This window comes from Rhodopseudomonas sp. (assembly GCF_013377015.1).
GTDB lineage: Bacteria > Pseudomonadota > Alphaproteobacteria > Rhizobiales > Xanthobacteraceae > JARJEH01.
The window spans coordinates 540,350-564,389 of sequence record NZ_JACABA010000001.1 but is presented as its reverse complement, the minus strand read 5'-3'; the positions used below and the strand labels follow the sequence as shown (position 1 = coordinate 564,389).

Genomic DNA, 24,040 nt, shown 5'->3' with positions numbered 1-24,040 from the left:
TCCTCAGATCCTGATATCGACGCCGCTGCTCGAACCGAGCATCCGGCCATAGCTTCGTCCCACAGCCGCCGCGGGAACGAGTTCTTCTTCGCTGACGATCAGCCGATGCGCATTGCGCCCTTGATCTTGGCCGCCGTTGTTCTGGCCGGACGAGGACTGGTCACGCAGGCTGAATTGCAGCCCGCTATCGCCGGTCTTCAGGCCGGCGTCGTCCAGTGCGCGCTGCAACTGCGGCGAATCCTGCCGCAGCATCGCCAGCGTCTCCGGCCGTTCCACCGTCAGATGCGAGGTGACCTGGCCATGTCGGTCGACGTCGATCCGGACGTCGATCCGGCCAAGTTCGGCGGGATCGAGCCGGATCTCGAACCGGCTCTTGCCGCTCTGCGCGGTCGCCGCGATCGTCACCGCGAGATCCTGCAGCGCCACCGGCGCGCCGGTGGCGACAGCGACGCTGAACTGTGTTGCGGGCGCGGGCGTGGTCGCCGGATTGAGCGCCGGCAGCTGCTGCGCAGTATTGACCGGCGTCTGGTTCAGCGCCGCCGGATCCGGCGTTGTCTGCGCCGCGACTGCGGCGTTGTGTTGATGGCCCGAAGCAGGGGTGTTCGGCGTTGCGGATTGGGTCGCTGCGTCGATCGCAACCGCCGGCGCGCCGGCGTTGTCGTGTTCGCCAGCTTTGCCGGTCGGCGTTGCCGTGGCTGTCGCCGTCTGCGGCGAAGCCACGGTCGCAGCCGAATCGTCGGACGCATCAGCCCGAGGTCCGGTCGCCGCCGATGCGGCGGGCCCCGACGAGGTTGCGGACTTGACCGCGGGTTTGGTCGGCTTTGCTGCGGCAAACGCCGCCTCAAGTCCGGCCCCGGCGGCCGCGTTGGTGGGGTCGCTCGCCGCCGGATCGGTTGCGTCGGCGGCGACTGCCGCGACCGCCGTGGCGGATTTTGCCGCCACGACCGACCCCGGCTGGCCGTTGCTGGTCAGATCGGCGATCGCCGCCTGGGCCTTCAAGGCCGCCGCCGCCGCGATCGCCAACGGTGCGGTCGCCGCTGTCGCGTCGGCCGCGCCGGTTGCGTTGGTTGCTGCAACGTCGACGGCGGCCGCAACGGCGACCGGGACCACGACGGCGGCCCCGGAAGGCGTCGCGATCACAGCATCTTTGCCATCCTCGGCCTTGGCTGGATCGGCGGTCGCATCCGCTTTATCGTTGGTCACGTCGGTCTTGCTGCGCTGGACGGGTTTGGACTCGTGGTGCTCGGCCCTTGCTTCGGCATCGGATTTGGCGCTCGACTTCGCGTTGGCGTCGGCTCTGGCATCTGCGCCGGATGCCGCGCTGGCGCTGGCATCGTCATTCCGGTCCGAGGCGCGTTTGGCGTCGTCGTTGCGGTCGCGGGCTCGGCTCGCGGCGTCCGCCCGGTCGGCTCTCGACGATTGGGCGTTCGATGCCGATGGGTCGTCCGTCGGGCTCGGCTGCGTGCGCTGGTCCGGCGCTGGCGGCAACGAACGGGAATTGTCGGACGCGGTGTTGCTGTCGACCAGCGCGGAGAAGTCGTCCGCGCCACGGTCCGATCGCGCGGTCGTCCGGGTATTTTGCGCCGGAACCGTTGCTGCTAACTCTGATGTGGCGTTGAACACAAGTGTCCCGAATCCGAAGTTCGCCAAACTCTGCAGCGCCCTTTGAGCGAACTTCGGATACAAAGGGACACCAAGGAAACGATTGCTTTCAGTGTGGTCTTGGTCAGTTCGTCTCTCGAACGCCGTGCCGGCGCACCGGGGAAAACCGCTGGAGTACCGCACCGCCGGCCTCTCACGATCATCCATCATTCCTGCAGCAAGGACCGGGCCACCCCGAGCTCAGCGAAAAATCCTGACATTTCAATCGATTGGGTGTCGGGCCGGATTGTCGAGCGAGCGGCGCGCCGCGCGATTTCTGCCCTGCCGGCAAGATTTGCCGCTGCAAACCCGCAAAACCGCGCTCCGCGATTGCTTCGACGGAATGCGGCCTATATTAAAGACTGGCATTAGAAACATTGCGGAATTCGGCTCCACCGTTTCCGCGAAACGCTGAACATCTGAACGTGAAGGTCGATGCCGCGATCGCATCGAATGACCACAGCAATGCTCAACAGCCTGGATCTCGAAGGTCGTCCGCAGGACACGCGCGTAGTCGTCGCGATGTCGGGCGGCGTGGATTCCTCGGCGACGGCGGCGCTGCTGAAGTCCCAGGGCTACGACGTCGTCGGCATCACGCTGCAGCTCTACGATCACGGCGCCGCCACCCATCGCAAGGGCTCGTGCTGCGCCGGGCAGGACATCCACGACGCCCGCGCGGTCGCCGAGCGGATCGGGATTCCGCATTACGTGCTCGACTACGAAAGCCGGTTTCGGGAATCCGTGATCGACAGTTTCGCCGACAGCTACGCCTCGGGCGAAACCCCGGTGCCGTGCATCGAGTGCAACCGGTCGATCAAGTTCCGCGATCTGCTGGCGACCGCGCGTGAACTCGGCGCCTCCGCGCTCGCCACCGGCCATTATGTCTCGTCGCGCCGGCTCGCCGACGGTTCGCGCGCGCTGGTCTGCGCCGCCGATCGCGACCGCGACCAGAGCTACTTCCTGTTCGCCACCACGCGCGATCAACTCGACTTCCTGCGCTTCCCGCTCGGCGACATGACCAAGCCGCAGACCAGGGAACTGGCGCGCGGCTTCGGCCTGTCGGTCGCCGACAAGCACGACAGCCAGGACATCTGTTTTGTGCCAACCGGACGCTACACTGATATCGTCGAACGGTTGAAGCCGAACGCGATGGAGCCCGGCGAGATCGTCGACCTCAATGGCCGCGCGCTCGGAATCCATCCCGGCATCGTGCATTTCACGGTCGGGCAGCGCCGCGGATTGGGCATCGCGTCGCGTGCGCCGCTTTATGTGGTGCGGCTCGATGCCGCCAGCCGGCGCGTCGTGGTCGGCCCGCGCGAGGCGTTGCGGATGGATCGCATCATCTTGCGCGACGTGAACTGGATCGGCGACGGCGCGCTCGACCACGCGGTCGGCGATGGACTGGAAATGTTCGTGCGGGTGCGCTCGACCCGCGCGCCGCAGCCGGCTTGGTTACGGGCGGTGAATGGCGGCTACGAGGTCGAATTGATCGCCAGCGAGGAGGGTGTCTCCCCCGGCCAGGCTTGCGTGTTCTACGACGCGCCGCTGGGGCAGGCGCGCGTGCTCGGCGGCGGTTTCATCAAGCGCGCGATGCCACGCAGCAGCGGCGACTCTCCGGCGAGCGACGCCGTCGGCTCGCGCCCGCTGGTCGCGTGACGACGCGGACAGGAATTACCGGGGCAGGCTATGGGGAATGATATCGATCGCGCCGGCGTCGCGAAGGCGTATGCGCGCTGGGCGCCGATCTACGATCTGGTGTTCGGCAAGGTGTTTCACAGCGGCCGGCAATCGACCATCGCGGTGGCCGACGCGATCGGCGGCCGCGTGCTCGACGTCGGTGTCGGTACCGGGCTGTCGTTGTCGGACTATTCGCCGTCGACGCGGCTGTGCGGGGTCGATATTTCCGAGCCGATGCTGCGCAAGGCGCACGAGCGCGTGCGCACGCTGAAGCTGACAAATGTCGAGACGCTGGCGGTGATGGACGCCAAGAATCTGGCGTTCCCGGAAGCGTTTTTCGACGCCGTGGTGGCGCAATATGTCATCACCGCGGTGCCGGACCCGGAAGCCACGCTGGATGATTTCATCCGGGTGCTGAAGCCGGGCGGCGAACTGATTCTGGTCAATCACATCGGCGCCGAGAGCGGCCCGCGGCGGCTGTTCGAACTGGCTTTCGCGCCGCTGGCGCGCAGGCTGGGATGGCGCCCGGAGTTCCCTTGGGCGCGGCTGGTCAATTGGGCGGCGCGGCATGGCGGCGTGACGCTGGAGGAGCGCCGGCCGATGCCGCCGATGGGGCATTTTTCCCTGATCCGCTATCGCAAAACCTGATCGCGCACGGAAACCGCGCCACGTTGGCTGCGTCATTCGTCGCCGTTTGCTGCGCTTTGCCGGCCGGTTTGCTTGACATGCCCTCGGGTGACTTCTTATATGCCGCGCGTTCGCAAGGAGCCGGTTTGAAGAAGCTTTGGCTTCGATTGCGAATGCCGTGGCGGGGTAGCTCAGCTGGTTAGAGCACGGGAATCATAATCCTGGGGTCGGGGGTTCGAGTCCCTCTCCCGCTACCATAGCAAAATCAAATACTTAGCACACATTTCAGACGCATAGGTTGGGCCGTTCACAGGCTTCGTAGAACCGGCCGTAAAACTTTTTCCGTTTCGTGACGACGACTTCCTAGAGCAGATTCCCGTTAGTTCGAGCCGTATCAGGCGTGAGCAAAGAGGTTCGCATTCGATGGGAGTGAACTCTGAGAGAGCGTCGGCGGCTCTGGTTCGGCGCGGGGTCTCGTCCTAAATCGGCGCCGGGGTCAAAGAGTCCCGTTCGAATGGACTCAAGAGTTTAAAACGGTCAACCGCACGCCGTTGGGGGGCACATTTCGATCAGTATCCACAGAATATTAGAATGCCACCTTCAAGCCGGCGTAGAAAGCGCGCGGTCGCGCCGGACTGAGAGAACGCGCGTCCGTGAACGCAGCTCCGCCGTTGGCGAAATTCGGCAGCGCTCCGATATCGAAAAATCTGCCATAGGTCGCATAGCGGCTATCGAGGAGATTGTCCGCCCGCGCGTAGATCTGGAACGTCTTGTCGATCTTATACGACGCATGGGCATTGAAGACCGTGTAGGACGGCAGCAGCTGCGCCTGATTGGATTCGTCTCCGACAAGATATTGACTGCCGACGAACAACGCATCGCCTCCGATCTTGAGCGCGTCGGTGATCGAATAGTCGATGCCCAGCTTGACGCGATGGCGCGGGATCGCCGGGATTTGATTGCCGGGCAGAATCTGGACGTTGCCGTTGGCGTCGGCAAATGGGCTGTTGGAGCCGACCTGCGGGGCATCGAGGAACCGCGCATCGACGAGAGCGTAACTGGCGTAAAATTGCAGCTCCTTCGAAGTCAGATTGACCTGGGCTTCGATGCCCTGGCGGCGGGTCGATCCGACGTTCTGGAAATAGCCAAATCCCTGCAACGCCGGACTCGGAATCGCCAGGATGTCATCGGTGTTCTTGGTGCGGAATGCGCCGAGCTTCCAGCTGAGCGTGCCGATCTCCAGCTCCCTGCTGCCGCGCAAGCCGGCCTCCAGGGTGCGCGACACGACCTGTTTCAGCGGTGGGTCGGAGACCAGGAATGCGGCGATGATACAGGGATTGGCCGGATCGGCGCATCCCAGCTCAAGAGGGGTCGGCGCCCGATTGGCTTCTGAATAGCCGGCATAGGCGGTCAGACCCGAGCTGATCTTGTAGGTGCCGCCGATGATCGGATTGAAGCGGTCAAAGGTCTGGTTGCCGTTGAGGGCGGTACCTATCTGATCCTCAAGTACGATCCGGGCATGATTGAACCGTCCGCCGCCGGTGATCGAGAACGCATTCGTGACGTCGAACGTATCGAGCGCGTAGACCCCGGTGTATTGATTGGTGGTCCGGAGCGAAACCGGGCCGATCGACACCGGATCGCCGGATTGCCCGAGGAATATCCCATTGCCGCCGACGACATAGTTCGTGCCAATGGTGCCCAGTTCCGCGCTGGCCGAGAAACGGGTCACGCTGGAGTCGACGCTGGCGCCGACCATGAAATGATTGTTGTGCCCGAACAACTGGTCGGTGTTGGTGGCCTGCAGCGAAGCGCCGGTGGTCGTCGAGCGGGTAGTCGTGCGGTCGATCTGCCCCAGCACCGCATTGGGATCGAACGGGTTTGCGAGTTGGGCTCCGTCGAGCCCATTGGCCGGCGTGGCGTCGTTGTTGAAGCAAAGCTGGGTCGGATCGGCGGCACATGGCCGGGTTTCGGTCGGATTGCCATCCACTGCCTTCTGGTCGAACATCCTTGCATGCGCCGAGCCTTCGATCGTCCAATTCGGCGTCGCCTCGACCTTCCCGGTCAGATTGAGATAGCCAACCCGGTTGGCCGTGGTCTGCGGCGTGGTGTAGGTCGCGCCATAATATTGCTGCAGCAATTCGGCCGGCACCGTGGCCGCAGCGCCGAACTTGTTGTCGGCGACACCCATGTTGAGGTGAAATTCGCTGTTGTCGTTCCTGTAGCCGACGTCACCGTAAAAGCGTCGAACATCCGACGCCGAGAAATTGCGGAAGCCGCCGTCGTGCAAGCCTTCGAGCGCGCCGTAGACCGCGAAATTATCGACCTGCTTGCCCCATTGCGCCGAACTCTGGATCCGCCCGAACGAGCCGCCCATGGTGTCGATTTCGGCGCCGCGGTAATTGAAACCATCCTTCATCTGCACATTGACGGCACCGCCCAATGCGTTGAGTCCGAAGGCGGGATTGTTGGTCACCACCGTCACGGATCTGATCGCAGCCGTCGGGATCAGGTCCCAGTTGACGGTGTCGCCGAACGCCTCGTTGACGCGGACCCCGTTCTGGTAAACCGCTAGCCCCTGCGGGGTGCCGGCGACCGGGGACGCGACGAAGCCGCGGAACTGGATGTCCGGCTGAAATGGATTGCCGGTCACCTCGCTGATCACGATGCCGGGCACCTGTTGTTGCAGGGCATCCGCGATGTTGAGCGAGCCGGTCCGCTGGATTTGAGCGGCGCCGACCGCATTGATGCTCGATGGCACCTTGTCGACGTCAATGCCCGACCCCGGCGTCGGAGTGGGGCCGGTCGGGTAGACGAAGACCCGTCGCAGGTTTCGCCCCGCCCGAGACGCAGTCCTGTTGCGGGCAGGCTTGGCGCCGGTCGTCGGAGCGGTCACCTCGATCGCCGGCAAGGCCTCGGAGGCATCGGTGGCGCTCTGGGCCTGCGCATGATCACCCCCGGACAATAGACAGATCGAAACTATTCCGATCAACAGAACTCGCGCGCCCATTGGTCTCATCCCGTCCGTTCCGGCTGCGTTGGCGTGCGCCGGTTAGGTGCAGATGATCCTAGTGCGTCGGTCAGGTTGCGCATCTTCAAAACGTCCGGGTTGGACGGCGGAATCATTCCCGAAAGAATCGGGAAAACCTCCCGGATCAATCGCGCGCGTCGTTGGGGACCACCGCTTCCACCGTCACGCCGTCGGTGCCGGAGGCGACCGTGAGCGTGCCGCCCAGCGCCAGGATGCGCTCGCGCATCCCGGTCAAGCCGAGGCCGAGCCTGTGGTCCGGCCGCAAGCCGATGCCGTTGTCCCGCACCCGGACCAGCGCCGCGCCGCGGCCGGCAGTCCCCGACATCAACTCGGTCGGCGCAATGGCGACGCTGACGGACGTGGCGCCGGCGTGGCGAAACACATTGGTCAGCGCTTCCTGAATGGTGCGGTAGATGGTCAGATCGGCGGTCTCGCCGGTCTCGCCGAGCGCCGGCGAAATCGTCGTTTCGATGCGGACGCCGGGGTGAGATTCACCCCACAGCCGAAACAGCGAGCCAAGCGCTTCCCGGAGCCCAAGCTCCGTCAGCCCGACCGGACGCAGCTTTTCGAGTACCCGCCGATTGGATTGCTGCAAGGCGTTGACCTGCTCGAGGATCGCGCTGCCGTGTTTTCGCGCCGCCTCCCCGTTCGGCCCGCCGGCATCCGCAATCCGCATCAGCGAACTTGCATGGGCGCGCAGCGCAAACAGATAGGGGCCAAATTCGTCGTGCAGCTCGCGGGCGATCTCCTGGCGTTCGACATCCTGCAGCGAGACGACACGCTCGGCCAGCCGCCGTTTGTCGTCGACCGCCGCTCCGAGCGCTGCCGCAAGCTGATTCAGTTTGTCGCAAATTGCGGCCAGCTCGGGCGGACCGTCCGGCCGCACCCGCGTGGCATAGTCGCCGGATTCGATGCTGCTCATCGCCTCGGACAGTTTCTCGATCGGTGCAAGCGCCCGACCAACGACCGTGGTCGTGATGAGGAAAAGAACGATCGCAATCGCCGACCCGACCTCGAGCTGGGTAACGATGCCGTCCCAGATCTCGGCCATCTCGTCGTTCGGATGGGAGGTGATCAGCAGCGAACCGGGCTTGCCCTTGATCGAGATCGGGACGGTCACGGCGGTCGTTTCCGGGTGAACGAGCGCCACGAACCACGCCGGCACGGCACGCTCGCCGTCATCGACGAGCCGATCCTGCATCGCGCGGTTAGCCTCGACCGCATCCTTCTGCCAGCGGACGCTGACGTGACGCAGCCGACTGAGGTCCTGGACAATCTGACCGAGCCGGGCCTCCGGGTCCGGAGCTTCGTCAAGACCAACGACCAGCGTCGCGACGAATTCGCGCGCCAGCCGAATGACGCTCTGGTCTTCTGCCTGAACACGAGGTGCCGCGTCCAGCACCAGCCGCGCAATATTGACGCCCAGACCGAGCGTGAGCACCAACGCCAGAAGCAGGTTGATCCGGGCGCGAAGCGAAAGTTTCTGCCACATCGAGTTTGTCCGCCAGCGAGCTCCCGCAGTTCCTTGCCAACAGCGACGTTGACAGAAAAACGAGGCGGCTATCTAAATGCAGCGTACAGCAGTCTCGCTCGCGATGCATGAGCGGTCGAGGCGGACGTCGCGACGCTAACTGAGCCTGCTGCTAACTGTGATGCAATGCAGCATGACGACTGGCGCGGTATTCGGGGCCTATGCCAATGCGCGTACTGATCGTTGACGACCATCCCATTGTCGCTTCGGGCTGCCGTGCGCTGTTTGCAGACCAACCCGAGATCCAGCTGCTGGAGGCCGCCGACGCCGAAAGCGGCGAGCGTGTCTTTCTGGCCGAGCAGCCGGATGTCTGCGTTCTCGATATCAACCTGCCGACGGTGTCCGGCTTCGAACTGGCACGGCGGATGCTGGCGCACGTTGCCTCGGCCCGCATCATCATGTTCAGCATGAACGACGATCCGGCCTTCGCGGCACGTGCCATCGAGGTCGGCGCCAGGGGTTATGTGTCGAAAACCGGCGATCCCTGCGACCTGGTCGAAGCGATCCGCGAAGTCGGCAATGGCGGGGTTTACCTGCCGGCGGCGATCGCGCGGGGCATTGCGTTCGCGGGACCGGGGTTCGCCCAGAGTCCGCTGTCGAGGCTGTCGTCGCGCGAGATGGAAATATTGCGCCTGCTCAGTACGGGTAAAAGTCTCGCCGAGATCGCCTGGCTGGTTCATTCGTCCTACAAGACGGTCGCCAATACGTCGTCGCTGATGCGCCAGAAGCTCGGCGTACGGACCTCCGCCGAACTGGTGCGGCTGGCGATAGCGAGCGGCGTCGCCTGAGATCGCGCCCATCGCGCGCCGGAGTACGAAAATCATGACGCTGCAGACCATTTCTCTCAATCGCTCGCATGGCGGCGCTCAGGGCGTCTACAAACACGCCAGTCGCGAGACCAAGACCGACATGACCTTTTCGGTCTTTGTGCCGCCGCACCGGGAGGGAGCGAAGCTGCCGGTGGTGTGGTATCTCTCCGGACTGACATGCACTCACGCCAACGTCACCGAAAAGGGTGAATTCCGCGCCACATGCGCCGAGCTTGGATTAATCCTGGTCGCACCAGACACCAGCCCGCGCGGCGATCAGGTGCCTGGCGACCCGGCGAACGCCTATGATTTCGGTCTTGGCGCCGGCTTCTATGTCGATGCGACGGAAGCGCAATTTGCGGTGAATTACCGGATGTGGAGCTATGTCACGGAGGAATTGCCGCAGCTAATTGCTGGCAATTTCCCGGTCGATCCGGCCCGGCAGTCGATCCTCGGTCACTCGATGGGCGGCCACGGCGCGCTCACTGTTGCGCTGTGTCATCCCGATCGCTACCGCGCCGCCAGCGCCTTTTCGCCGATCGTTGCCCCCTCGCAAGTGCCGTGGGGCATCAAGGCATTGCGCGGCTATCTCGGTACCGACAAGGAAGCGTGGCGCCGGCACGATTCGGTTGCGCTGATCGAGGACGGCGCGAGGCTCCCCGATTTGCTGGTAGACTACGGCGATGCCGACCCGTTTCTGGCCGAACAACTCCGACCGGAACTGCTGCAGAGTGCCTGCGAGAAGGCAGGCATTTCACTGCTGCTGCGCCGCCAGCCCGGTTACGACCACAGCTATTACTTCATCTCCACCTTCATGGCCGATCACCTGCGCTGGCACGCCAAACGTCTGGCGGCATGACCTGCGCCGTTATTGCGGTTGGGGCACGCCGTAATTCGGCGCAAGCAGCCGGTTGCGAACCAGGTAACTGATCGCGCGCGACCAGGATTCGTCGGTATTGCCGCGCATGTCGGCACTCGCCGACGTGATGAGGCGTCCGGTACGGGCGTTCCGCAAATAGATCGTGACACTGAGAATGAGGTTGGAAACCTTCTGCACCACGCCGGTGATGGAGAGATCGGCACCGATCCGCTGTGCATACTGCACGTCGCAGCCGCCGCAAGCCTGCAGATGGCTGCCGTGCGCCGCAGCATTGATCGGGGAGATATCGAGCAGATCGAACCTCCCGGATTGCGTCAACTCCCGGCGCAGCTGATCGCTGACGCGCAGCAACCGGTCTTGCTCGTCACGCCGTACGCCATCGACCTCGCCCTGCAGGCTGGTATCCATCATTTCGAAGTCGAAAACCGCTAGTTTGGGCTGATCGGCATGCGCCGGCACTGCAACGACCAACATCAGTGCGAAGAATATCAAAAGTGCTCTCATCGGAGTGATCCCAATGCGACGCAAAATGAGGGTTGCAAGCTAGGACAATTCGGTCATGTTTCAAGTCAACAATCCTTGCAGGCCAAGCGGCTCTCCGTTGTCCGTTCAGTCGAGCAGGAATTCAGGGAGGAACAATGATCCGATGGTTGGTCGGTGCGATCGGCCTCTGCGTCGTGGCCCCGCACGCGCTTGCGGCTGACCCGGTCGAGATCGGCATCGGTTATCTCGGCCGCTCCGGCGTCGCATCGAAACTGTCGCTGGTTGAACAGCCGGCCGGCAACGACGGCATCGCTGGCGCACGACTCGCGATCGAGGATAACAACACCACCGGCAAGTTCCTGAATCAGCATTTCAGCCTGGAAGAAGTTCGGCTCGGCGACGGCGACGATGCCGCCGAGGCAGCGACGGCGCTGGCCAGCCGCAACGGATTCATCATTGCCGATCTTCCCACGGGCGCCCTGCTGAAGGCCGCCGACGCGCTGCGCGAGCGCGGAACCGTGCTGTTCAACGCCGGATCGACCGACGACCTGCTGCGTGAGGAACAATGCCGCGCCAATCTGATCCACGTCGCGCCGACCCGCTCGATGCTGGCGGATGCGCTGGCCCAGTATCTGGTGTGGAAGCAGTGGAAGCGCTGGCTCCTGGTGGTCGGTTCGCACGAGGCCGACAAGGCCTACGCGGCTGCGCTGCGTCGTGCCGCTGCACGCTTCGGCGCGAAGATCGTTCAGGAGCGGGTGTTCGAAGATACCGGCGGCGCCCGTCGTACCGACAGCGGCGTCACCTTGATCCAGCGGCAGATGCCGGTGTTTACGCAAGCTGCGCCGGCCTACGATGTGCTGGTCGCGGCGGACGAAAGCGAGGTGTTCGCGTCCTATCTGCCGTACCGGACCTGGGATGCCCGGCCCGTCGCCGGCTCGGCCGGTCTGGTGCCGACCAGCTGGGACGCGGCGCAGGATCAATGGGGCGCAATCCAGATGCAGAACCGCTTCATCAAGCTGAATTCCCGACGCATGACCGCGCTGGACATGCAGGCATGGACAGCCGCGCGAATGATCGGAGAAGCCGCCACCCGCGTTCATTCCGGCGATGCCAAATTGGCCTTCGACTTCATCAAGGGACCGGACTTTTCGATCGCCGCCTTCAAGGGTCAGCGATTGACGCTGCGGGATTGGAACCTGCAGCTGCGTCAGCCGATCCTGCTGGTCGATGGCCGCATGGTGGTCTCAGTGTCGCCGCAGGAAGGCTTTCTGCATCAAGTCTCGGAACTCGACACGCTGGGCGTCGATCACCCTGAAACCAAGTGCAAGCTGCAATGACCAAGGATGGATCGCACATGTGGCGTCGTTGTCTGCTGTCCATTCTGGCCGCGTGGCTCGCCGCCGCGACGCCCGCCGCCGCCTTCATCGCCTATGTCTCGAATGAGAAGGGCAACACCGTGTCGGTGATCGATACCGACAGCTGGAGCGTCACCAAGACGATCAAGGTCGGCCAGCGGCCGCGCGGCATCGAATTCACGCGAAACGGCAAGTTCGTGATGGTCGCGGTCGGCGATGACGACAAGATCGAGGTGATCGACACTGCGATCCAGCAGGTAGTGGACTCGCTGCCCTCCGGTCCCGACCCCGAACTGTTCACCCAGGATGCCGCCGGCAAGACCCTGTATGTCGCCAACGAGAACGACAACACGGTGACGGTGATCGATCTCGACAAGCGGGTTCGCGTCGGTGACATCCAGGTCGGCGTCGAGCCCGAAGGCATGGCGCTGAGCCCGGATGGCAAGATCCTGATCAACACCTCGGAAACCACCAACATGGCGCACTTCATCGACACCGCGACGCGCGAGATTGTCGGCAATGTGCTGGTCGATGCGCGGCCGCGCTTTGCCGAATTCAAGCGCGACGGCTCGGAATTGTGGGTCTCGTCGGAGATCGGAGGCACCGTGTCGGTGATCGATCCGGCAAGCCACGCGGTGATCGACAAAATTGCGTTCAGCATTCCCGGCCTGCGCCGCGAGGCGATCCAGCCGGTCGGCATCGGCATGACCCGCGACGGCAAGACCGCGTTCATCGCGCTTGGTCCCGCCAACCGCGTCGCAGTGGTGGATGCCGCAACTCACAAGGTGAGCAAATATCTCCTGGTTGGACAGCGGGTCTGGCACATGGTGTTTACCCCGGACGAAAAATATCTGCTGGTGACCAATGGCGTCTCCAACGACGTCTCGGTGATCGATGTCGCCGCGCAAAAAGTAGTCAAGACGATCCAGGTCGGCGAGCTGCCCTGGGGCATCACGATGGCGCCGCAATGATCACAACTGACGCAACGCCCACCGTTCGGACCGCGCCGGACGCTACAGCCCGGAGAGATCCCGCGGCGCTTCCTGCGCTGTCAATCGCCGGCGTTAGCCATAATTATGGCGCGCGACGTGCGCTGATCGATATCAGCTTCGGCGTCGCACCGGCGAGCTTCACGGCGTTGCTCGGCCTCAATGGCGCCGGCAAGAGCACGCTGTTTTCGCTGGTGACAAGACTGTTCGGCATTCAGACCGGACGGATCAGCATTTTCGGCCACGACATCGGCACCGCCCCCGGCGAAGCGCTGCGGCTGCTCGGCGTGGTGTTCCAGCCGCGCACCCTCGACCTCGATCTGTCGGTGACACAAAACCTGCTGTATCACGCCGCTCTGCACGGCATCGATCGCCGCGAAGCACGATTGCGCAGCGGCGAGGTGCTGGCGCGGATCGGCCTGGCGGACCGCACCGCCAGCAAGGTGCGCGACCTGTCGGGCGGACAGATGCGGCGGCTGGAAATCGCCCGCGCGCTGCTGCATCGCCCAAGACTGCTGTTGCTCGACGAAGCCACCGTCGGACTCGACGTCAAGGCCCGTGCCGACATCCTGCACCACGTCCGGCAGCTGGTCGCCGAACAGGGGATCGGCGTGTTGTGGGCCACGCATCTGTTCGACGAAATCGCGCCCAGCGACGACCTTGTGGTGCTGCACCAGGGTCGGGTGCTGGCGCATGGCGAGGTAACGCGCGTGATCGTCGAAGCCGGCGCGCAGGATATCAACGCCGCCTTCATGCGGCTGACCGGCGCGGTGGCCGGCGGGAGTCCCGCGCCATGAGTATCAGCGCCGTCACGCCAGCCCGAACCGGCTTCTCCTTCGCGCAGTACCTGACCTGCCTGAATGGCATCGTCTGGCGCGAGGCACTGCGCTTCCTGCATCAGCGCGAGCGCTTCGTCTCCGCGCTGGTGCGGCCGCTGGTCTGGCTGTTCATCTTTGCCGCCGGCTTCCGCCAGGTGCTCGGCATCTCGATCATTCCGCCCTACGAAACCTACATCCTCTATGAGGTCTACATCGCGCCCGGCCTGATGGCGATGATCCAGCTGTTCAACGGTATGCAGTCCTCGCTGTCGATGGTCTATGACCGCGAGATGGGCAATATGCGCACCTTACTGGTGAGCCCGCTGCCGCGCGGCTATCTGCTGTTCTGCAAGCTGCTCGCCGGCACCGCGGTGTCGCTGCTGCAGGTCTATGCCTTCCTGCTGATCGCCTGGTTCTGGGATATTGCGCCGCCGCCGATCGGCTATCTGACGGTGTTGCCGGCGTTGATGCTGGCGGGGCTGATGCTCGGCGCGCTGGGCATGCTGATTTCCTCCGGCATCAAGCAGCTCGAAAACTTTGCCGGGGTAATGAATTTCGTGATCTTTCCGATGTTTTTTGCCTCCTCCGCGCTCTATCCGCTCTGGCGCGTGCAGGAGGGGAGCCCGGTGCTGTACTATGTCTGCCAGTTCAATCCCTTCACCCATGCCGTCGAACTGATCCGCTTTGCGCTGTACGGACAGGTCAACTGGATGTCGCTGGCGGTGGTCGGCGGCTGCACCGCGGTCTTCATGATCGGCGCGATCTATGCCTATGATCCATCGCGCGGCCTGATCCGCCGCAGCCCGGCCGGAGGCGACGCATGAGACGCCAAATCGCAATCGCGGGACTGCTGCTTACGATGTCGAGCGGATCAAGCTTCGCCGCCGATCCGCGCTATCCGGACTGGCCCTGCGCCCAGGCAAAAGTGCCGGAAATTTCGATCGCAGCGGTGTGGGCCGGCCCACCGCTCGATGAGGTCGGGACCAAATGGAAAGACGATGCCAGGATCAATGCGCTGGTGCCGGTCCTAGCTGCGCGCAAGACGCCACTCGACCAGGCCGAGAAGCAGATCACCGAATTTCTCGCCAATGCGGCGACTGATAAGGCCATGGCCGGCAGGCTGCTGTTCGCTGGCCTGTTCGATACGCTTAACGCCCAGCGCTCCTCGGTGCTGAACGGCCTGGAACGGGTGACCCGCAAACAACGCGAAGCCGCCGACAAGATCCGATCCGATTCGCTGGCGCTGCAAGCGCTGCAGGGTGCGTCTCCGCCCGATCAAGCCAAGATCGACGAACTCGGCAATCAGTTGGTGTGGGAAACCCGAATTTTCGAGGACCGGCGGCGGGTGATCAAATTCGTCTGCGAAGTACCCACCGCCATCGACCAACGCCTGTTCGCGCTCGGCCGCACGATCCAGCAGGAGATCGAATAGCGAACGCCGCGCGAGGTAGCGCAACTACTTCGGTGTTTGAATCTGCTGATCCGCTCGCGGCTCCGGTTGCGATTCCGTCATCGGCAGATCGGCTTGCTCCCAGCCATCGGTCCCGTCCGGATACCAGGCCACATTGCGATAGCCGTACGACAGGGCTCGCTTTGCCGCATTCCAGGACATCCAGCAATTGGTCAGGCAATAGATCACCAGCAGCCTGGCATTGTCGCCACCGGAGGCGCCGGCCAAGCTACGCCGCAGATAGTCTTCGGTCGCGGCTGACAGCTTTCCGTAGCCGGTGTCGGGTAGCCATACGCTGCCGGGAATGTTGCGCCGCGGCTTGTCGCGCCAGATCGTGCCGGCAGGAAGATTTGGCGGCTTCGGCGCCCGCGGCAGCACGTCGACGAAAACAGCGGTGCCGGCGCGCCAGATCGTCTCGGCCTGCTCCGTCGTGAGAACGCGAGCACCCTTTAGGGTGGCAGGGACAGGCGCGCGATAGTTTTCGCCACGGTACTCGTCAGGCTCCGAAACGATTTCCTGCGCGGCGATCGGTGCCGTGAAGGCAACGAGCGCGAGCGCGGCGCCCGCAAGCGTCCAGTTCATGGCGACTTGGTCGCCGCCACCGCGCCGATCGGCTGGTCGTTCTCGTCGAGCAAGGGAACGCCGAAGTCGAGCAGCACTTTGTTGATGGCGGGCTGGTTCTCCTGGATCAGACGGTTCAGCTGGCGCTTCCAGTTCTGGTCTGCCGGCCGCACCCCCATGCCGATGCGGTAGGCCAGCTTCGGTCCCGTCGTCTCCTTGACCAAAGGCGTGACATGAAGTGGCGGATTCGCCCGCTTGGCGTAAAAGCCCGCCATCGGTCCCCACAGGATGCCGGCGTCGATCTGCCCCGATGTCAGATCCGTGATCATCGCCTCTGCGGAGGAATCCAAGCGCGTGTCGATCATCAGCGGATAGGGCTTGGCATTCGCCATCAAGCCGTTGACCGCCATGTTGGTGGCGGGCGGTGTGCCGGCGACGATGCCGATGTGCTTGTTCTTCAGCCGCTGATCTTCCAGCGTCGCGACATCCTCCAAACCGCTGCCTTGCTTGGCGACCAGGGCGTAGGCGGTTCGGTAATAAGGATTGGTGCCCTGGACCAGTTCGTCACCCTGCGGAAAGCCCATGATGACGTCACAGCGATGCGCTGCAAGCGTCATCCGAACGAAGCCGGTCGCCTGCGGAAAATACATATAGTCCAGCTTCTTCTGCAGCTTCGCCGCGAAGAATTCGGCGAGCTTGTTCTCGAACCCTTCGCCCTTGTCGTTCGAGAACGGCAAATTGCGCGGGTCCGCACATACTCTCAACACCTTGGGATCGACCAATTCGATCGAAAGATCGGTGGCATCATTGCTTTGTGCCCGGGACAACTTCGGGCTGACGAACACAGTGGCAATGCCGAGAAGCAAAATCAGCAGCCAGCGATGCCGAATGGGATGTATCGTCAAAGGCTCTCGCACGACCGGCCTGCCAATCCTTGCCAATTTCTAACAAACATCCGCAATCGAAATGAACCGAAGTTCACGGAGGCCGTAGACAAGCAAAATGCTATGCTGCTCGATTGCAGCCTGCAACAGGAATATCCTTGCGATGGAACTGCTGCACGTGCTGCAACGCAAACAAGTCCCGATCACTCAATGCGTGGTGCTCGGCATTGCTTCGAGGAAACAGGGAGGTCGACGTATGGTTCATCGCGCGCTACTTGCTGCGCTCGCTATACTCGGTGCCTCGACAATTTCGTTGGCGCAGCAACCGGAGTTGTCCGTCACCGAGATCGCTCCCGGTCTGTTCGTGCATCACGGCGTGACCGAACTGATGACGCGCCAGAACGACGGCGCAATTGCCAATGTCGGATTCATCATCGGCGACAACGCGGTCGCGGTGGTCGACACCGGCGGCAGCGTTCGTGAGGGACGGCAATTACTTGCGGCCATCCGTGCCCGGACCGCCAAGCCGATCCGATACGTCATCAACACCCACGGCCATCCCGATCACGTTTTCGGCAACGCAGCCTTCTCGAATGACGGAATCACGTTTGTCGGTCATCGAAACCTGCCGCGCGCCCTCGCCACGCACGGACCGTTCTATATCGATGCATTTCGCCGGACCATGGGCGATGAGCTGATCGACGAGGTGCGGCTGGTACCGCCGACACTGCTGGTCGATGGCTCGCTGAAGCTCGATCTCGGCTCGCGCAGCCTGGCCTTGCGAGCTTGGCCAGCCGCGCACAGCGACAACGATCTCACCGTCCTCGACGAGAAAACCGGAACACTGTTCGCGGGCGATCTTGTGTTTCTGGACCACACGCCGGTGCTGGACGGTAATCTTCATGGCTGGCTTAGCGCGATCGGCGAACTCAGTGCCGTCCCCGCACTCCGCGTGGTTCCTGGTCACGGTCCCGTGAGCGGCTGGCCGGCGGGACTCGCCGATGAACGCCGCTATCTCGAAACGCTGGCCTCGGATATTCGCGCACTAATCGGCCGCGGCGAACAGATCAGGGCCGCTGCCGACACCGCCGCAGCGACCGAGCGGTCGCATTGGCAGCTGTTCGACGACTTCAATGCGCGGAACGCAACTGCAGCATTTTCGGAAATTGAATGGGAATAGCGATCTCGATGCCGTATGTTGACTTCATTGGTACTTCCACCCTGCGGAGGGCGCGACCATGTTCGGATTGCATTTTCGCTTACTTTGCGTCGCCGGCGTTCTGAGCGGCATCACCGGGGCGACCCTCGTACAGGCTGCGGGACCCGATGCATACGACCCGTGGCCCCTTCTCGCCCAGGACATCTTCGAAAACCGCCCGATGAACGACGGCGCCGGCGTGATCGCTATCGAGATGCCCTACCGCGCCGAAGATGCGGCGATCGTTCCGGTCACCCTGCGCACGCTGCTTCCGCTCGACGACAGCCGCCGCGTGCTGAGGATCACCCTGGTGATCGATCAGAATCCCGCACCGATGGCGGCGAAGTTCGAATTGGGGCCGGAGGCGCGGGTTTCGGAAATCTCCACTCGGGTGCGCGTCAACAACTACACCGACGTTCACGCCGTGGCCGAACTGAGCGACGGCAAGCTCTATATGACCAAGACCTACGTCAAGGCGTCCGGCGGATGCTCCGCCCCGGCCGCCAAGAACGCCGACGAAGCCAAGAACAGACTGGGCCAGATGCGATACCGGCAATTCGCGAAGCCCGGTCAGGGTCCTGTCAGCGGCTTCCGCGAGGCGCAGATCATGATCGGACATCCCAACAATTCAGGCCTGCAGATGGATCAGGTCACGCAACTCTATATTCCGGCCTTCTTCGTCAACGAATTGCGGCTGTGGCAAGACGACAGCCTGGTGCTGGCGGTGGAAGGCGGCATTTCGATTTCGGAAGACCCCAATATTCGATTCACCTACGTTTCGAATGGCGCGAAGCGGTTCCGGGCAGAGGCCAAGGACACCGAAGGCCATTTGTTCCAACACGAATGGAAAATCGACGACTCCGGCATCTGATGCGATACAATTCACCTGATCCTCTCGAAGCGGGACGGCGCTAGAAGCATCGGACTTCCGCTTCTGCCTGGGCGCGCCTGAGATCGTTGAGTGCGTTGGTGGCCTGTTCGGAGGTGCGGAACTGTCCGCCCAAATTGCCCCGGACCTGCGATAAGCTCAGGACGGTTTCGGCAGTGACATACCGTTCGAACGGCACCAGCGACGCGACGACGTCGATCGAACACGAGCATTGTTCGATCGCCTGGCGGGTCTCGCCATTGGCTTTCAGGCAGCCGAAGACATACTCCGCCCGCGCCGACGTCGGATAGTCGTTGACCTCCTGCGCGGGTGCGCTGCTAACTGTCGCCGACACCGCTGCCAGCACGGAGACAATAAGCCGTCTCGATCTGTCAAATGCCATGTGTTCACTCCGCCGCACCGCGTGGAAGTTATGCTATGACCAACATGCAGAAAAGGAAACGATCAAGAAAACGGATCAGGTGACCATGAAACTCCTTGGTCGAGCGCTGGCTGTGGCGATCTTGACGACGGTGCCGGTCGCATGCTGCAGCGCAGAGACGGTGCGGGTTGCGGTGCAGAAGACCGGAACGTTCGCCTGGGAGCTGGCGGTGATCCGCGCGCACGGCCTTGACAGGCAGGCTGATCTCTCGATTCAGACTCTCGAACTCGCCAGTCCCGAGGCGGGCAAGATCGCGCTACGCGCCGGCAACGCCGATATCATCGTATCCGATTGGCTGTGGGTCTCTCGCGAACGCGGGCTCGGTGCCAAGCTGACATTCTATCCCTATTCGAACGCACTCGGCGCGGTGATGGTTCCGGAACGGTCTCCGATCCGGAGCCTGGCCGATCTGAAGGGCCGCAGCCTCGCTGTTGCCGGCGGCCCGCTCGACAAAAACTGGCTGCTGCTACAAGCCCGGCTGAAACAGGACGGCATCGACCTGAAGTCGGAGGCGACCATCGTGTACGGCGCGCCGCCGCTGCTGGCGGCAAAGATGCTCGGCGGCGAAATGGATGCGGCGGTCAACTACTGGAATTTTTCCGCTGCGCTGGAAGCCAAGGGCTTCCGCCGCGTCGCCGGCATCGAGAACCTGCTGCCCGGACTGGGAGCCAAAGGCCGCATCGCGATGATCGGCTACGTCTTCGATGAAGCATGGGCGAGCGCAAAGCCCGACGTAGTCGCGCGTTTCATCGCCGTCACCCGCAAGGCAAAGGAGATCTTGGCGGCGTCCGACGCAGAGTGGGACACCATCGGGCCACTTACGGGGGGCGCCGACGCAGCGACGCTGCGGGCCTACCGCGAACGCTATCGCGAAGGAATTCCGCGCCGACCGATCGCCGACGAAGAAACCGACGCGCGGGTGATCTATCGGGTGCTGGCCGCAATCGGCGGGCGCGAACTGGTCGGGCCGGTGCCGGATCTCGAACCCGGCACATTCTATCACGCGATCCCGGGAGACTGAGGTGCTGCGACTGCTGTCATTCGTCGTGTTCCTCGCCAGCTGGTGGATCGCCTCACTGGTTGTCGGCGACGCGAAACTGCCGGCTCCTCCCGCCGTGCTCGCCGCGGCGGTAGCCGAAGCCAGATCCGGCGCACTGTTCTTCAATCTCGGCGTGACCCTGGCGCGGGTAGCTCTCGCCTTCACGCTGGCGATGACGTTGGGCGCCGCGATCGGTTACCTGATGGGCCGGGTCCGGCTGGCCGACCGGCTCGGCGATCCCTGGCTGATCCTGCTGCTCAACCTGCCGGCGCTCGTCGTCATCGTGCTGGCCTACATCTGGGCCGGATTGACCGAGGCCGCCGCGATCGCGGCGATTGCGATCAACAAGCTTCCGACCGCCGTCGTCACCCTGCGGGAGGGAACGCGGGCACTCGATCCTGCGCTCGAGGAAATGGCGGCCATCTTTGCGGTGCCCCGCAGCAGAGCGTTTCGGCACGTTATCCTGCCGCAGTTGGCGCCCTATATCGCGGCCGCCGCGCGCTCGGGCTTGTCGCTGGTCTGGAAGATCGTGCTGGTTGCGGAATTGCTCGGACGTCCCAATGGCGTCGGCTTCGAGATCGGCGTGGCGTTCCAGCTGTTCGATATCCCGCTCTTGCTCGCCTATTCGCTGACCTTCGCCGCAGTGGTCCTCGTCATCGAAACCGTGCTGGTGCAGCCGCTCGAAGCCCGGCTATTTCGGTGGCGCCCCCATGCGGCTTGACGTCGATATCGCGCGCAAGACGTTCATCAACGCGGCAGGCGAACGCACCGACGTGCTGTCCGGCATCAACTTTGTGCTGGCGACCGGAGAAGTCGGCGTCTTCATCGGCCCTTCGGGCTGTGGCAAGAGCACCATGCTGCGAATTCTGACCGGCCTCGACCACGACTTTCAGGGCCAGGTCTCCCGCCCGGCCGATGCGCGGATCGGCATGGTGTTCCAGGAGCCGCGGCTGTTGCCGTGGCGGTCAGTCGAGGACAATGTCCGGCTCGCCGCGCCGCAGGCAGGCGCTGCGAGGCTCTCCCAGCTGTTTGCCGCGCTGGAATTGAACGGGCACCGCAATCATTTCCCGCACGAATTGTCGCTCGGCCTCGCCCGCCGCGTCGCGCTCGCCCGCGCCTTCGCGGTCGAGCCCGACATCCTCATTCTCGACGAGCCGCTAGCGTCGCTTGATGCCACCCTTGCCGCTAATCTGCGTGACCAGATCGCCGCGCTGGTGGACAATCGCTCGGTGACGACCATGCTGGTGACCCACGACATCGACGACGCCGTCCGGCTCGGCGATCGGTTGTTCTTTCTATCGCCGCGGCCCGCTCAGATCCTTGCGACAGTCCCGATTCTGACGCCACGGGCTGCACGCAGCGAAGCTGACTTGAACAGGATCAAGGCCGACCTGGCGCGGTTGAATGTTGTAAACGTATGAGCTGTCTTCTGCCCTGAGGACGTAACCAATATTTCGGGAGGTCACCATGCCGCGCGCTCTGTTAATCATCATCGCCGTCCTGCTCGTCGCGCCGAACCCGCTGATGGCGCAAGGCAAAGGCAAGGGCATCCGGCTGTGGAACCTGACCACCGCGACGATTTCCGGCTTTCAGCTGTCTCCCGCCGGCAAGAACGACTGGGGGCCGAACCAGACCCTGAACGACAAGGACAAGGAGGTCGACCACGACGAACGGCTGCGCATCACCGGCGTCGAACCCGGTCGCTACGATGCCAAGGTCAGCTACGCGGGCGCGAAGCAGTGTCTGGTGCGGGGTATCGAGATCAAGGCCGACGCGGTGTTTTCGATTGCAGACAAGGACCTCACGGACTGCAACAAATAGCCGCTGCGCTCGGTTCGGTCAGTCGCGGTTAGCCCGCAGACGTCGCGGCGGCGCCGTCAGCCTTGTCATTCCTGTGCGGATATTCGCAGCGCCACTTCACCGCATTCCATTTCGGATGTTCGCCGACCCACTGGGCGATGTAGGGCTGCGCGCCCATCACGCATTGCCTCAGCGACCCATTCCAGTCGAAAACCAAGACCGTCTCTTCGCAGGTGGCTGGCGACAGCACCGCACACACTGTCACTATCAGGTTTATCGGATTCATGCCTTCCGTCCTCGGCTCAGTCGCTGAATGGATAGCACAACACAGCTACGAAAACGGCGGGCCTCGGTTTCAATACCGCGTGACAGCACGCCCAGTCCGGTGGCGGTTCCGGCCTAGAAATTGACCCCGAACACCAGCCGGGCCTGATGCCGTTCGAAATTGACCAGATCGAGGCCGGCACTCGATCCGGCCGGCCGGCCCCACGCCTGACTGCTCCAGCTTGCGGTCAGCCGCGACAGTTTCGACAACTGGAAATATGCGGTAGGGCCGATGAACAAAGCCTGGCCTGCGAGATCGTCCAAACCAATCCCGTCATATCGCCGCAGATAGCGCGCTTCGCCGCCCAGCAGCACGCCCGGATAGATCTGCGCCATCACTCCGAACGCAGCGCCCGCCGTGGAATCCCGTTCGGTCAAGCCGGTGCCGACAAAACGCGTCCATTCCGGCTGATAGATCAGATTGAGGGCTGCAATAACGACGTTTGGAACCAACTCCCGATCGAACGCCAGCGTGAATTCCGTGCCGTAGCTTCGAACCAAATCAGCCGTGGTCTCATCGACCCGGTCGGCATGGTTCTGCAATGCGAAGGTCAAGCCGAACGGAGCCGCCTCCCGATCGAGAAACCTGTAGCGCAGGTCGATCGACGCCCCCTGCAAGGACAATTGGCGGCGATCCTCGAGACCAGGCACGCCACCGATATCGTGCGCCGCAAGAGCGGCTCCCACCTCAATTCGAAAATTCCGGGCGGGCACGAACTCGAGTTCGAATTCCTGGCCGAGGGCGCGATAGGTTCCACCGGCCTTGCCGAGTCGCCCGGTGGTCTGGCTCTGGAATTCGCGCTCGCCGAGGTTGCCGACATCGGCGCCGATCATGAATCCGAACAGATGCTCCGTATCGATGTCTTCACCGCGCACATCGACCGGAACCAGCGCGAACAAGCACGCAATTGCCGCCCCGAAGGTTCTTGAGTTGATTGGCATTCACATTCGAGAGCCATTGGGGTGAATTGACGCACCGCTAAGCGAGAACGCAGCCTAACACGAGAATCGGCGGCGAGGAATCGCAACACTTGATCCCCGGGGTCGGATCGGCTGCAATACCGGATCAGGCTTGCCTGCAACAACAATGGATTCCGGAGGAAACATCGAATGGCGAAACTTCTCGTATTGTACAAGAAGCCTAACAGTGCTGACGCTTTCGACAAGCACTACGCATCGGTCCATATTCCGCTGGCCAAGAAAATTCCCGGTCTGAAGAAATACGAAATCAGCACAGGCCCAGTCGGAACCCCTGCCGGACCGAGCGCACTTCATCTTGTCGCCACGCTGGATTTTGACTCGCTCGACGCCCTCAAGGCCGGACTGGCGTCGCCAGAAGGGGCCGCCGCAGCAGGGGATCTTGCCAATTTTGCCGATGGCGGTGCGGAGCTCTATTTGTTCGATACGAAGGAAATTTGACCGCTTTGCATTCGATATGAAGCCATAAAGCGGAAAACCTGCCCGGTCCCGGCAGCGATGCTGCCGGAGCCGGACAGATCGTCTCGATGCTCGCTATTTACGCGCAGCGCAGGCGTACATGTTGATTTCCATGCCCACCGACACTTCGACAATCTTCGGAGTTTTCCAGGTCATTCGGGTCTCCTAAGGGGTTTTGCGCGACGTCGCGCCACTT

At 63.1% G+C, this 24,040-nt stretch carries 28 protein-coding genes and 1 tRNA gene; 19 read left to right on the top strand and 10 right to left on the bottom strand.

Annotated features, from left to right (window positions below):
- Nucleotides 1-3: 3 nt before the first annotated feature.
- Entirely contained in the window at nt 4-720 is a 717-nt protein-coding gene (locus HXX15_RS02740; RefSeq protein WP_296512386.1) for a flagellar hook-length control protein FliK, read from the bottom strand.
- Nucleotides 721-799: 79 nt separating this feature from the next.
- Between HXX15_RS02740 and HXX15_RS02735 the strand changes: the two genes are divergently transcribed.
- The 4 genes from HXX15_RS02735 to HXX15_RS02720 all read left to right on the top strand — a co-directional run bounded on the left by HXX15_RS02735 (nt 800) and on the right by HXX15_RS02720 (nt 4,202).
- On the top strand, nt 800-1,669 hold the full coding sequence (locus tag HXX15_RS02735) for a hypothetical protein (RefSeq protein WP_296512383.1): 870 nt from the start codon (nt 800-802) through the stop codon (nt 1,667-1,669).
- Between the two features lie 437 nt (nt 1,670-2,106).
- Entirely contained in the window at nt 2,107-3,297 is a 1,191-nt protein-coding gene (gene mnmA / locus HXX15_RS02730) for a tRNA 2-thiouridine(34) synthase MnmA (RefSeq protein WP_296514789.1), read from the top strand.
- Nucleotides 3,298-3,327: 30 nt separating this feature from the next.
- The gene (locus tag HXX15_RS02725; RefSeq protein ID WP_296512381.1) at nt 3,328-3,966 is read left to right on the top strand and encodes a class I SAM-dependent methyltransferase; all 639 of its coding nucleotides are present in this window, start codon (nt 3,328-3,330) and stop codon (nt 3,964-3,966) included.
- Between the two features lie 159 nt (nt 3,967-4,125).
- Nucleotides 4,126-4,202: transfer RNA gene (locus HXX15_RS02720), tRNA-Met, on the top strand.
- 329 nt (nt 4,203-4,531) lie between these two features.
- Here the strand turns inward: HXX15_RS02720 and HXX15_RS02715 are convergent.
- Nucleotides 4,532-6,955 carry a TonB-dependent receptor gene (locus HXX15_RS02715; protein WP_296512380.1) on the bottom strand — a complete coding sequence of 808 codons (2,424 nt, stop codon included), beginning with the start codon at nt 6,953-6,955 and terminating at the stop codon, nt 4,532-4,534.
- Between the two features lie 145 nt (nt 6,956-7,100).
- Nucleotides 7,101-8,468: a histidine kinase gene (locus HXX15_RS02710; RefSeq protein WP_296512378.1), complete on the bottom strand. Its 1,368-nt coding sequence runs from the start codon at nt 8,466-8,468 to the stop codon at nt 7,101-7,103.
- A 206-nt stretch (nt 8,469-8,674) separates the two neighbouring features.
- Between HXX15_RS02710 and HXX15_RS02705 the strand changes: the two genes are divergently transcribed.
- Entirely contained in the window at nt 8,675-9,295 is a 621-nt protein-coding gene (locus tag HXX15_RS02705) for a response regulator transcription factor (RefSeq protein ID WP_296512375.1), read from the top strand.
- A 34-nt stretch (nt 9,296-9,329) separates the two neighbouring features.
- Nucleotides 9,330-10,175, top strand: a complete 846-nt coding sequence (fghA, locus tag HXX15_RS02700; RefSeq protein ID WP_296512373.1) for an S-formylglutathione hydrolase — start codon at nt 9,330-9,332, stop codon at nt 10,173-10,175.
- Nucleotides 10,176-10,184: 9 nt separating this feature from the next.
- Here the strand turns inward: fghA and HXX15_RS02695 are convergent, their stop codons facing one another.
- Complete coding sequence (locus HXX15_RS02695) at nt 10,185-10,700, bottom strand: DUF3280 domain-containing protein (RefSeq protein WP_296512371.1); 516 nt, start codon at nt 10,698-10,700, stop codon at nt 10,185-10,187.
- A 134-nt stretch (nt 10,701-10,834) separates the two neighbouring features.
- On the opposite strand from HXX15_RS02695, the gene HXX15_RS02690 reads away from it, so the two are divergent.
- Genes HXX15_RS02690 through HXX15_RS02670 form a run of 5 tightly spaced genes read left to right on the top strand, consistent with a single transcriptional unit; the run spans nt 10,835 to nt 15,273 of the window.
- Nucleotides 10,835-12,016, top strand: a complete 1,182-nt coding sequence (locus HXX15_RS02690) for an ABC transporter substrate-binding protein (RefSeq protein ID WP_296512369.1) — start codon at nt 10,835-10,837, stop codon at nt 12,014-12,016.
- Nucleotides 12,017-12,033: 17 nt separating this feature from the next.
- Complete coding sequence (locus HXX15_RS02685) at nt 12,034-13,005, top strand: YVTN family beta-propeller repeat protein (RefSeq protein ID WP_296512367.1); 972 nt, start codon at nt 12,034-12,036, stop codon at nt 13,003-13,005.
- Nucleotides 13,002-13,820: an ABC transporter ATP-binding protein gene (locus HXX15_RS02680; RefSeq protein ID WP_296512365.1), complete on the top strand. Its 819-nt coding sequence runs from the start codon at nt 13,002-13,004 to the stop codon at nt 13,818-13,820. Before HXX15_RS02685 ends, HXX15_RS02680 begins: the two co-directional genes overlap by 4 nt.
- The gene (locus HXX15_RS02675; protein ID WP_296512363.1) at nt 13,817-14,665 is read left to right on the top strand and encodes an ABC transporter permease; all 849 of its coding nucleotides are present in this window, start codon (nt 13,817-13,819) and stop codon (nt 14,663-14,665) included. Before HXX15_RS02680 ends, HXX15_RS02675 begins: the two co-directional genes overlap by 4 nt.
- Nucleotides 14,662-15,273 carry a hypothetical protein gene (locus tag HXX15_RS02670; RefSeq protein ID WP_296512361.1) on the top strand — a complete coding sequence of 204 codons (612 nt, stop codon included), beginning with the start codon at nt 14,662-14,664 and terminating at the stop codon, nt 15,271-15,273. The genes HXX15_RS02675 and HXX15_RS02670 overlap by 4 nt, the downstream gene beginning before the upstream one ends.
- A gap of 24 nt (nt 15,274-15,297) precedes the next feature.
- On the opposite strand, the gene HXX15_RS02665 is transcribed toward HXX15_RS02670, so the two are convergent.
- Entirely contained in the window at nt 15,298-15,873 is a 576-nt protein-coding gene (locus HXX15_RS02665) for a PQQ-dependent catabolism-associated CXXCW motif protein (protein ID WP_296512358.1), read from the bottom strand.
- A complete protein-coding gene (locus tag HXX15_RS02660) occupies nt 15,870-16,727 on the bottom strand; it encodes a substrate-binding domain-containing protein (protein ID WP_296514787.1) in 858 nt (285 codons plus the stop codon). Before HXX15_RS02660 ends, HXX15_RS02665 begins: the two co-directional genes overlap by 4 nt.
- Nucleotides 16,728-16,992: 265 nt before the next feature.
- On the opposite strand from HXX15_RS02660, the gene HXX15_RS02655 reads away from it, so the two are divergent.
- Complete coding sequence (locus HXX15_RS02655) at nt 16,993-17,916, top strand: quinoprotein relay system zinc metallohydrolase 2 (protein ID WP_296514785.1); 924 nt, start codon at nt 16,993-16,995, stop codon at nt 17,914-17,916.
- Nucleotides 17,917-17,974: 58 nt separating this feature from the next.
- On the top strand, nt 17,975-18,805 hold the full coding sequence (locus HXX15_RS02650; protein ID WP_296512357.1) for a quinoprotein dehydrogenase-associated SoxYZ-like carrier: 831 nt from the start codon (nt 17,975-17,977) through the stop codon (nt 18,803-18,805).
- Between the two features lie 40 nt (nt 18,806-18,845).
- Here HXX15_RS02650 and HXX15_RS02645 read toward each other — a convergent pair whose 3' ends face one another.
- A complete protein-coding gene (locus tag HXX15_RS02645) occupies nt 18,846-19,205 on the bottom strand; it encodes a hypothetical protein (RefSeq protein ID WP_296512355.1) in 360 nt (119 codons plus the stop codon).
- An 85-nt stretch (nt 19,206-19,290) separates the two neighbouring features.
- Here HXX15_RS02645 and HXX15_RS02640 point away from each other — a divergent pair, with 85 nt between their 5' ends.
- From HXX15_RS02640 to HXX15_RS02625, 4 genes are read left to right on the top strand one after another with little or no spacing between them, the layout of a single operon-like run.
- Nucleotides 19,291-20,265, top strand: a complete 975-nt coding sequence (locus tag HXX15_RS02640) for an ABC transporter substrate-binding protein (protein WP_296512353.1) — start codon at nt 19,291-19,293, stop codon at nt 20,263-20,265.
- 1 nt (nt 20,266) lies between these two features.
- Nucleotides 20,267-21,004 carry an ABC transporter permease subunit gene (locus tag HXX15_RS02635; RefSeq protein WP_296512350.1) on the top strand — a complete coding sequence of 246 codons (738 nt, stop codon included), beginning with the start codon at nt 20,267-20,269 and terminating at the stop codon, nt 21,002-21,004.
- Nucleotides 20,994-21,704 carry an ABC transporter ATP-binding protein gene (locus HXX15_RS02630; RefSeq protein WP_296512347.1) on the top strand — a complete coding sequence of 237 codons (711 nt, stop codon included), beginning with the start codon at nt 20,994-20,996 and terminating at the stop codon, nt 21,702-21,704. The genes HXX15_RS02635 and HXX15_RS02630 overlap by 11 nt, the downstream gene beginning before the upstream one ends.
- Nucleotides 21,705-21,750: 46 nt before the next feature.
- On the top strand, nt 21,751-22,104 hold the full coding sequence (locus tag HXX15_RS02625; RefSeq protein ID WP_296512345.1) for a hypothetical protein: 354 nt from the start codon (nt 21,751-21,753) through the stop codon (nt 22,102-22,104).
- A 28-nt stretch (nt 22,105-22,132) separates the two neighbouring features.
- On the opposite strand, the gene HXX15_RS02620 is transcribed toward HXX15_RS02625, so the two are convergent.
- Together HXX15_RS02620 and HXX15_RS02615 are read right to left on the bottom strand one after the other, a co-directional pair.
- A complete protein-coding gene (locus tag HXX15_RS02620; RefSeq protein WP_296512343.1) occupies nt 22,133-22,369 on the bottom strand; it encodes a hypothetical protein in 237 nt (78 codons plus the stop codon).
- A gap of 113 nt (nt 22,370-22,482) precedes the next feature.
- Entirely contained in the window at nt 22,483-23,031 is a 549-nt protein-coding gene (locus tag HXX15_RS02615; RefSeq protein WP_296512340.1) for a hypothetical protein, read from the bottom strand.
- Here HXX15_RS02615 and HXX15_RS02610 point away from each other — a divergent pair, their 5' ends adjacent.
- Entirely contained in the window at nt 23,032-23,337 is a 306-nt protein-coding gene (locus HXX15_RS02610; RefSeq protein ID WP_296512338.1) for a hypothetical protein, read from the top strand.
- A gap of 180 nt (nt 23,338-23,517) precedes the next feature.
- Complete coding sequence (locus tag HXX15_RS02605; protein ID WP_296512336.1) at nt 23,518-23,826, top strand: EthD family reductase; 309 nt, start codon at nt 23,518-23,520, stop codon at nt 23,824-23,826.
- A 93-nt stretch (nt 23,827-23,919) separates the two neighbouring features.
- Here the strand turns inward: HXX15_RS02605 and pqqA are convergent, their stop codons facing one another.
- Nucleotides 23,920-24,000, bottom strand: a complete 81-nt coding sequence (gene pqqA, locus HXX15_RS02600; protein ID WP_296514783.1) for a pyrroloquinoline quinone precursor peptide PqqA — start codon at nt 23,998-24,000, stop codon at nt 23,920-23,922.
- Nucleotides 24,001-24,040: the final 40 nt, after the last annotated feature.

What these genes read in the sequence shown, in the direction of transcription:
- HXX15_RS02620 (WP_296512343.1), bottom strand. Translation starts at nt 22,369, where the DNA reads ATGAATCCGATAAACCTGATAGTGACAGTGTGTGCGGTGCTGTCGCCA.
- HXX15_RS02605 (WP_296512336.1), top strand. Translation starts at nt 23,518, where the DNA reads ATGGCGAAACTTCTCGTATTGTACAAGAAGCCTAACAGTGCTGACGCT.
- HXX15_RS02655 (WP_296514785.1), top strand. Translation starts at nt 16,993, where the DNA reads ATGGTTCATCGCGCGCTACTTGCTGCGCTCGCTATACTCGGTGCCTCG.
- HXX15_RS02710 (WP_296512378.1), bottom strand. Translation starts at nt 8,468, where the DNA reads ATGTGGCAGAAACTTTCGCTTCGCGCCCGGATCAACCTGCTTCTGGCG.
- HXX15_RS02675 (WP_296512363.1), top strand. Translation starts at nt 13,817, where the DNA reads ATGAGTATCAGCGCCGTCACGCCAGCCCGAACCGGCTTCTCCTTCGCG.
- HXX15_RS02715 (WP_296512380.1), bottom strand. Translation starts at nt 6,955, where the DNA reads ATGGGCGCGCGAGTTCTGTTGATCGGAATAGTTTCGATCTGTCTATTG.
- HXX15_RS02625 (WP_296512345.1), top strand. Translation starts at nt 21,751, where the DNA reads ATGCCGCGCGCTCTGTTAATCATCATCGCCGTCCTGCTCGTCGCGCCG.
- HXX15_RS02650 (WP_296512357.1), top strand. Translation starts at nt 17,975, where the DNA reads ATGTTCGGATTGCATTTTCGCTTACTTTGCGTCGCCGGCGTTCTGAGC.
- HXX15_RS02725 (WP_296512381.1), top strand. Translation starts at nt 3,328, where the DNA reads ATGGGGAATGATATCGATCGCGCCGGCGTCGCGAAGGCGTATGCGCGC.
- HXX15_RS02695 (WP_296512371.1), bottom strand. Translation starts at nt 10,700, where the DNA reads ATGAGAGCACTTTTGATATTCTTCGCACTGATGTTGGTCGTTGCAGTG.
- HXX15_RS02645 (WP_296512355.1), bottom strand. Translation starts at nt 19,205, where the DNA reads ATGGCATTTGACAGATCGAGACGGCTTATTGTCTCCGTGCTGGCAGCG.
- HXX15_RS02690 (WP_296512369.1), top strand. Translation starts at nt 10,835, where the DNA reads ATGATCCGATGGTTGGTCGGTGCGATCGGCCTCTGCGTCGTGGCCCCG.
- HXX15_RS02670 (WP_296512361.1), top strand. Translation starts at nt 14,662, where the DNA reads ATGAGACGCCAAATCGCAATCGCGGGACTGCTGCTTACGATGTCGAGC.
- HXX15_RS02640 (WP_296512353.1), top strand. Translation starts at nt 19,291, where the DNA reads ATGAAACTCCTTGGTCGAGCGCTGGCTGTGGCGATCTTGACGACGGTG.
- HXX15_RS02685 (WP_296512367.1), top strand. Translation starts at nt 12,034, where the DNA reads ATGTGGCGTCGTTGTCTGCTGTCCATTCTGGCCGCGTGGCTCGCCGCC.
- HXX15_RS02630 (WP_296512347.1), top strand. Translation starts at nt 20,994, where the DNA reads ATGCGGCTTGACGTCGATATCGCGCGCAAGACGTTCATCAACGCGGCA.
- HXX15_RS02705 (WP_296512375.1), top strand. Translation starts at nt 8,675, where the DNA reads ATGCGCGTACTGATCGTTGACGACCATCCCATTGTCGCTTCGGGCTGC.
- fghA (WP_296512373.1), top strand. Translation starts at nt 9,330, where the DNA reads ATGACGCTGCAGACCATTTCTCTCAATCGCTCGCATGGCGGCGCTCAG.
- HXX15_RS02680 (WP_296512365.1), top strand. Translation starts at nt 13,002, where the DNA reads ATGATCACAACTGACGCAACGCCCACCGTTCGGACCGCGCCGGACGCT.
- mnmA (WP_296514789.1), top strand. Translation starts at nt 2,107, where the DNA reads ATGCTCAACAGCCTGGATCTCGAAGGTCGTCCGCAGGACACGCGCGTA.
- pqqA (WP_296514783.1), bottom strand. Translation starts at nt 24,000, where the DNA reads ATGACCTGGAAAACTCCGAAGATTGTCGAAGTGTCGGTGGGCATGGAA.
- HXX15_RS02665 (WP_296512358.1), bottom strand. Translation starts at nt 15,873, where the DNA reads ATGAACTGGACGCTTGCGGGCGCCGCGCTCGCGCTCGTTGCCTTCACG.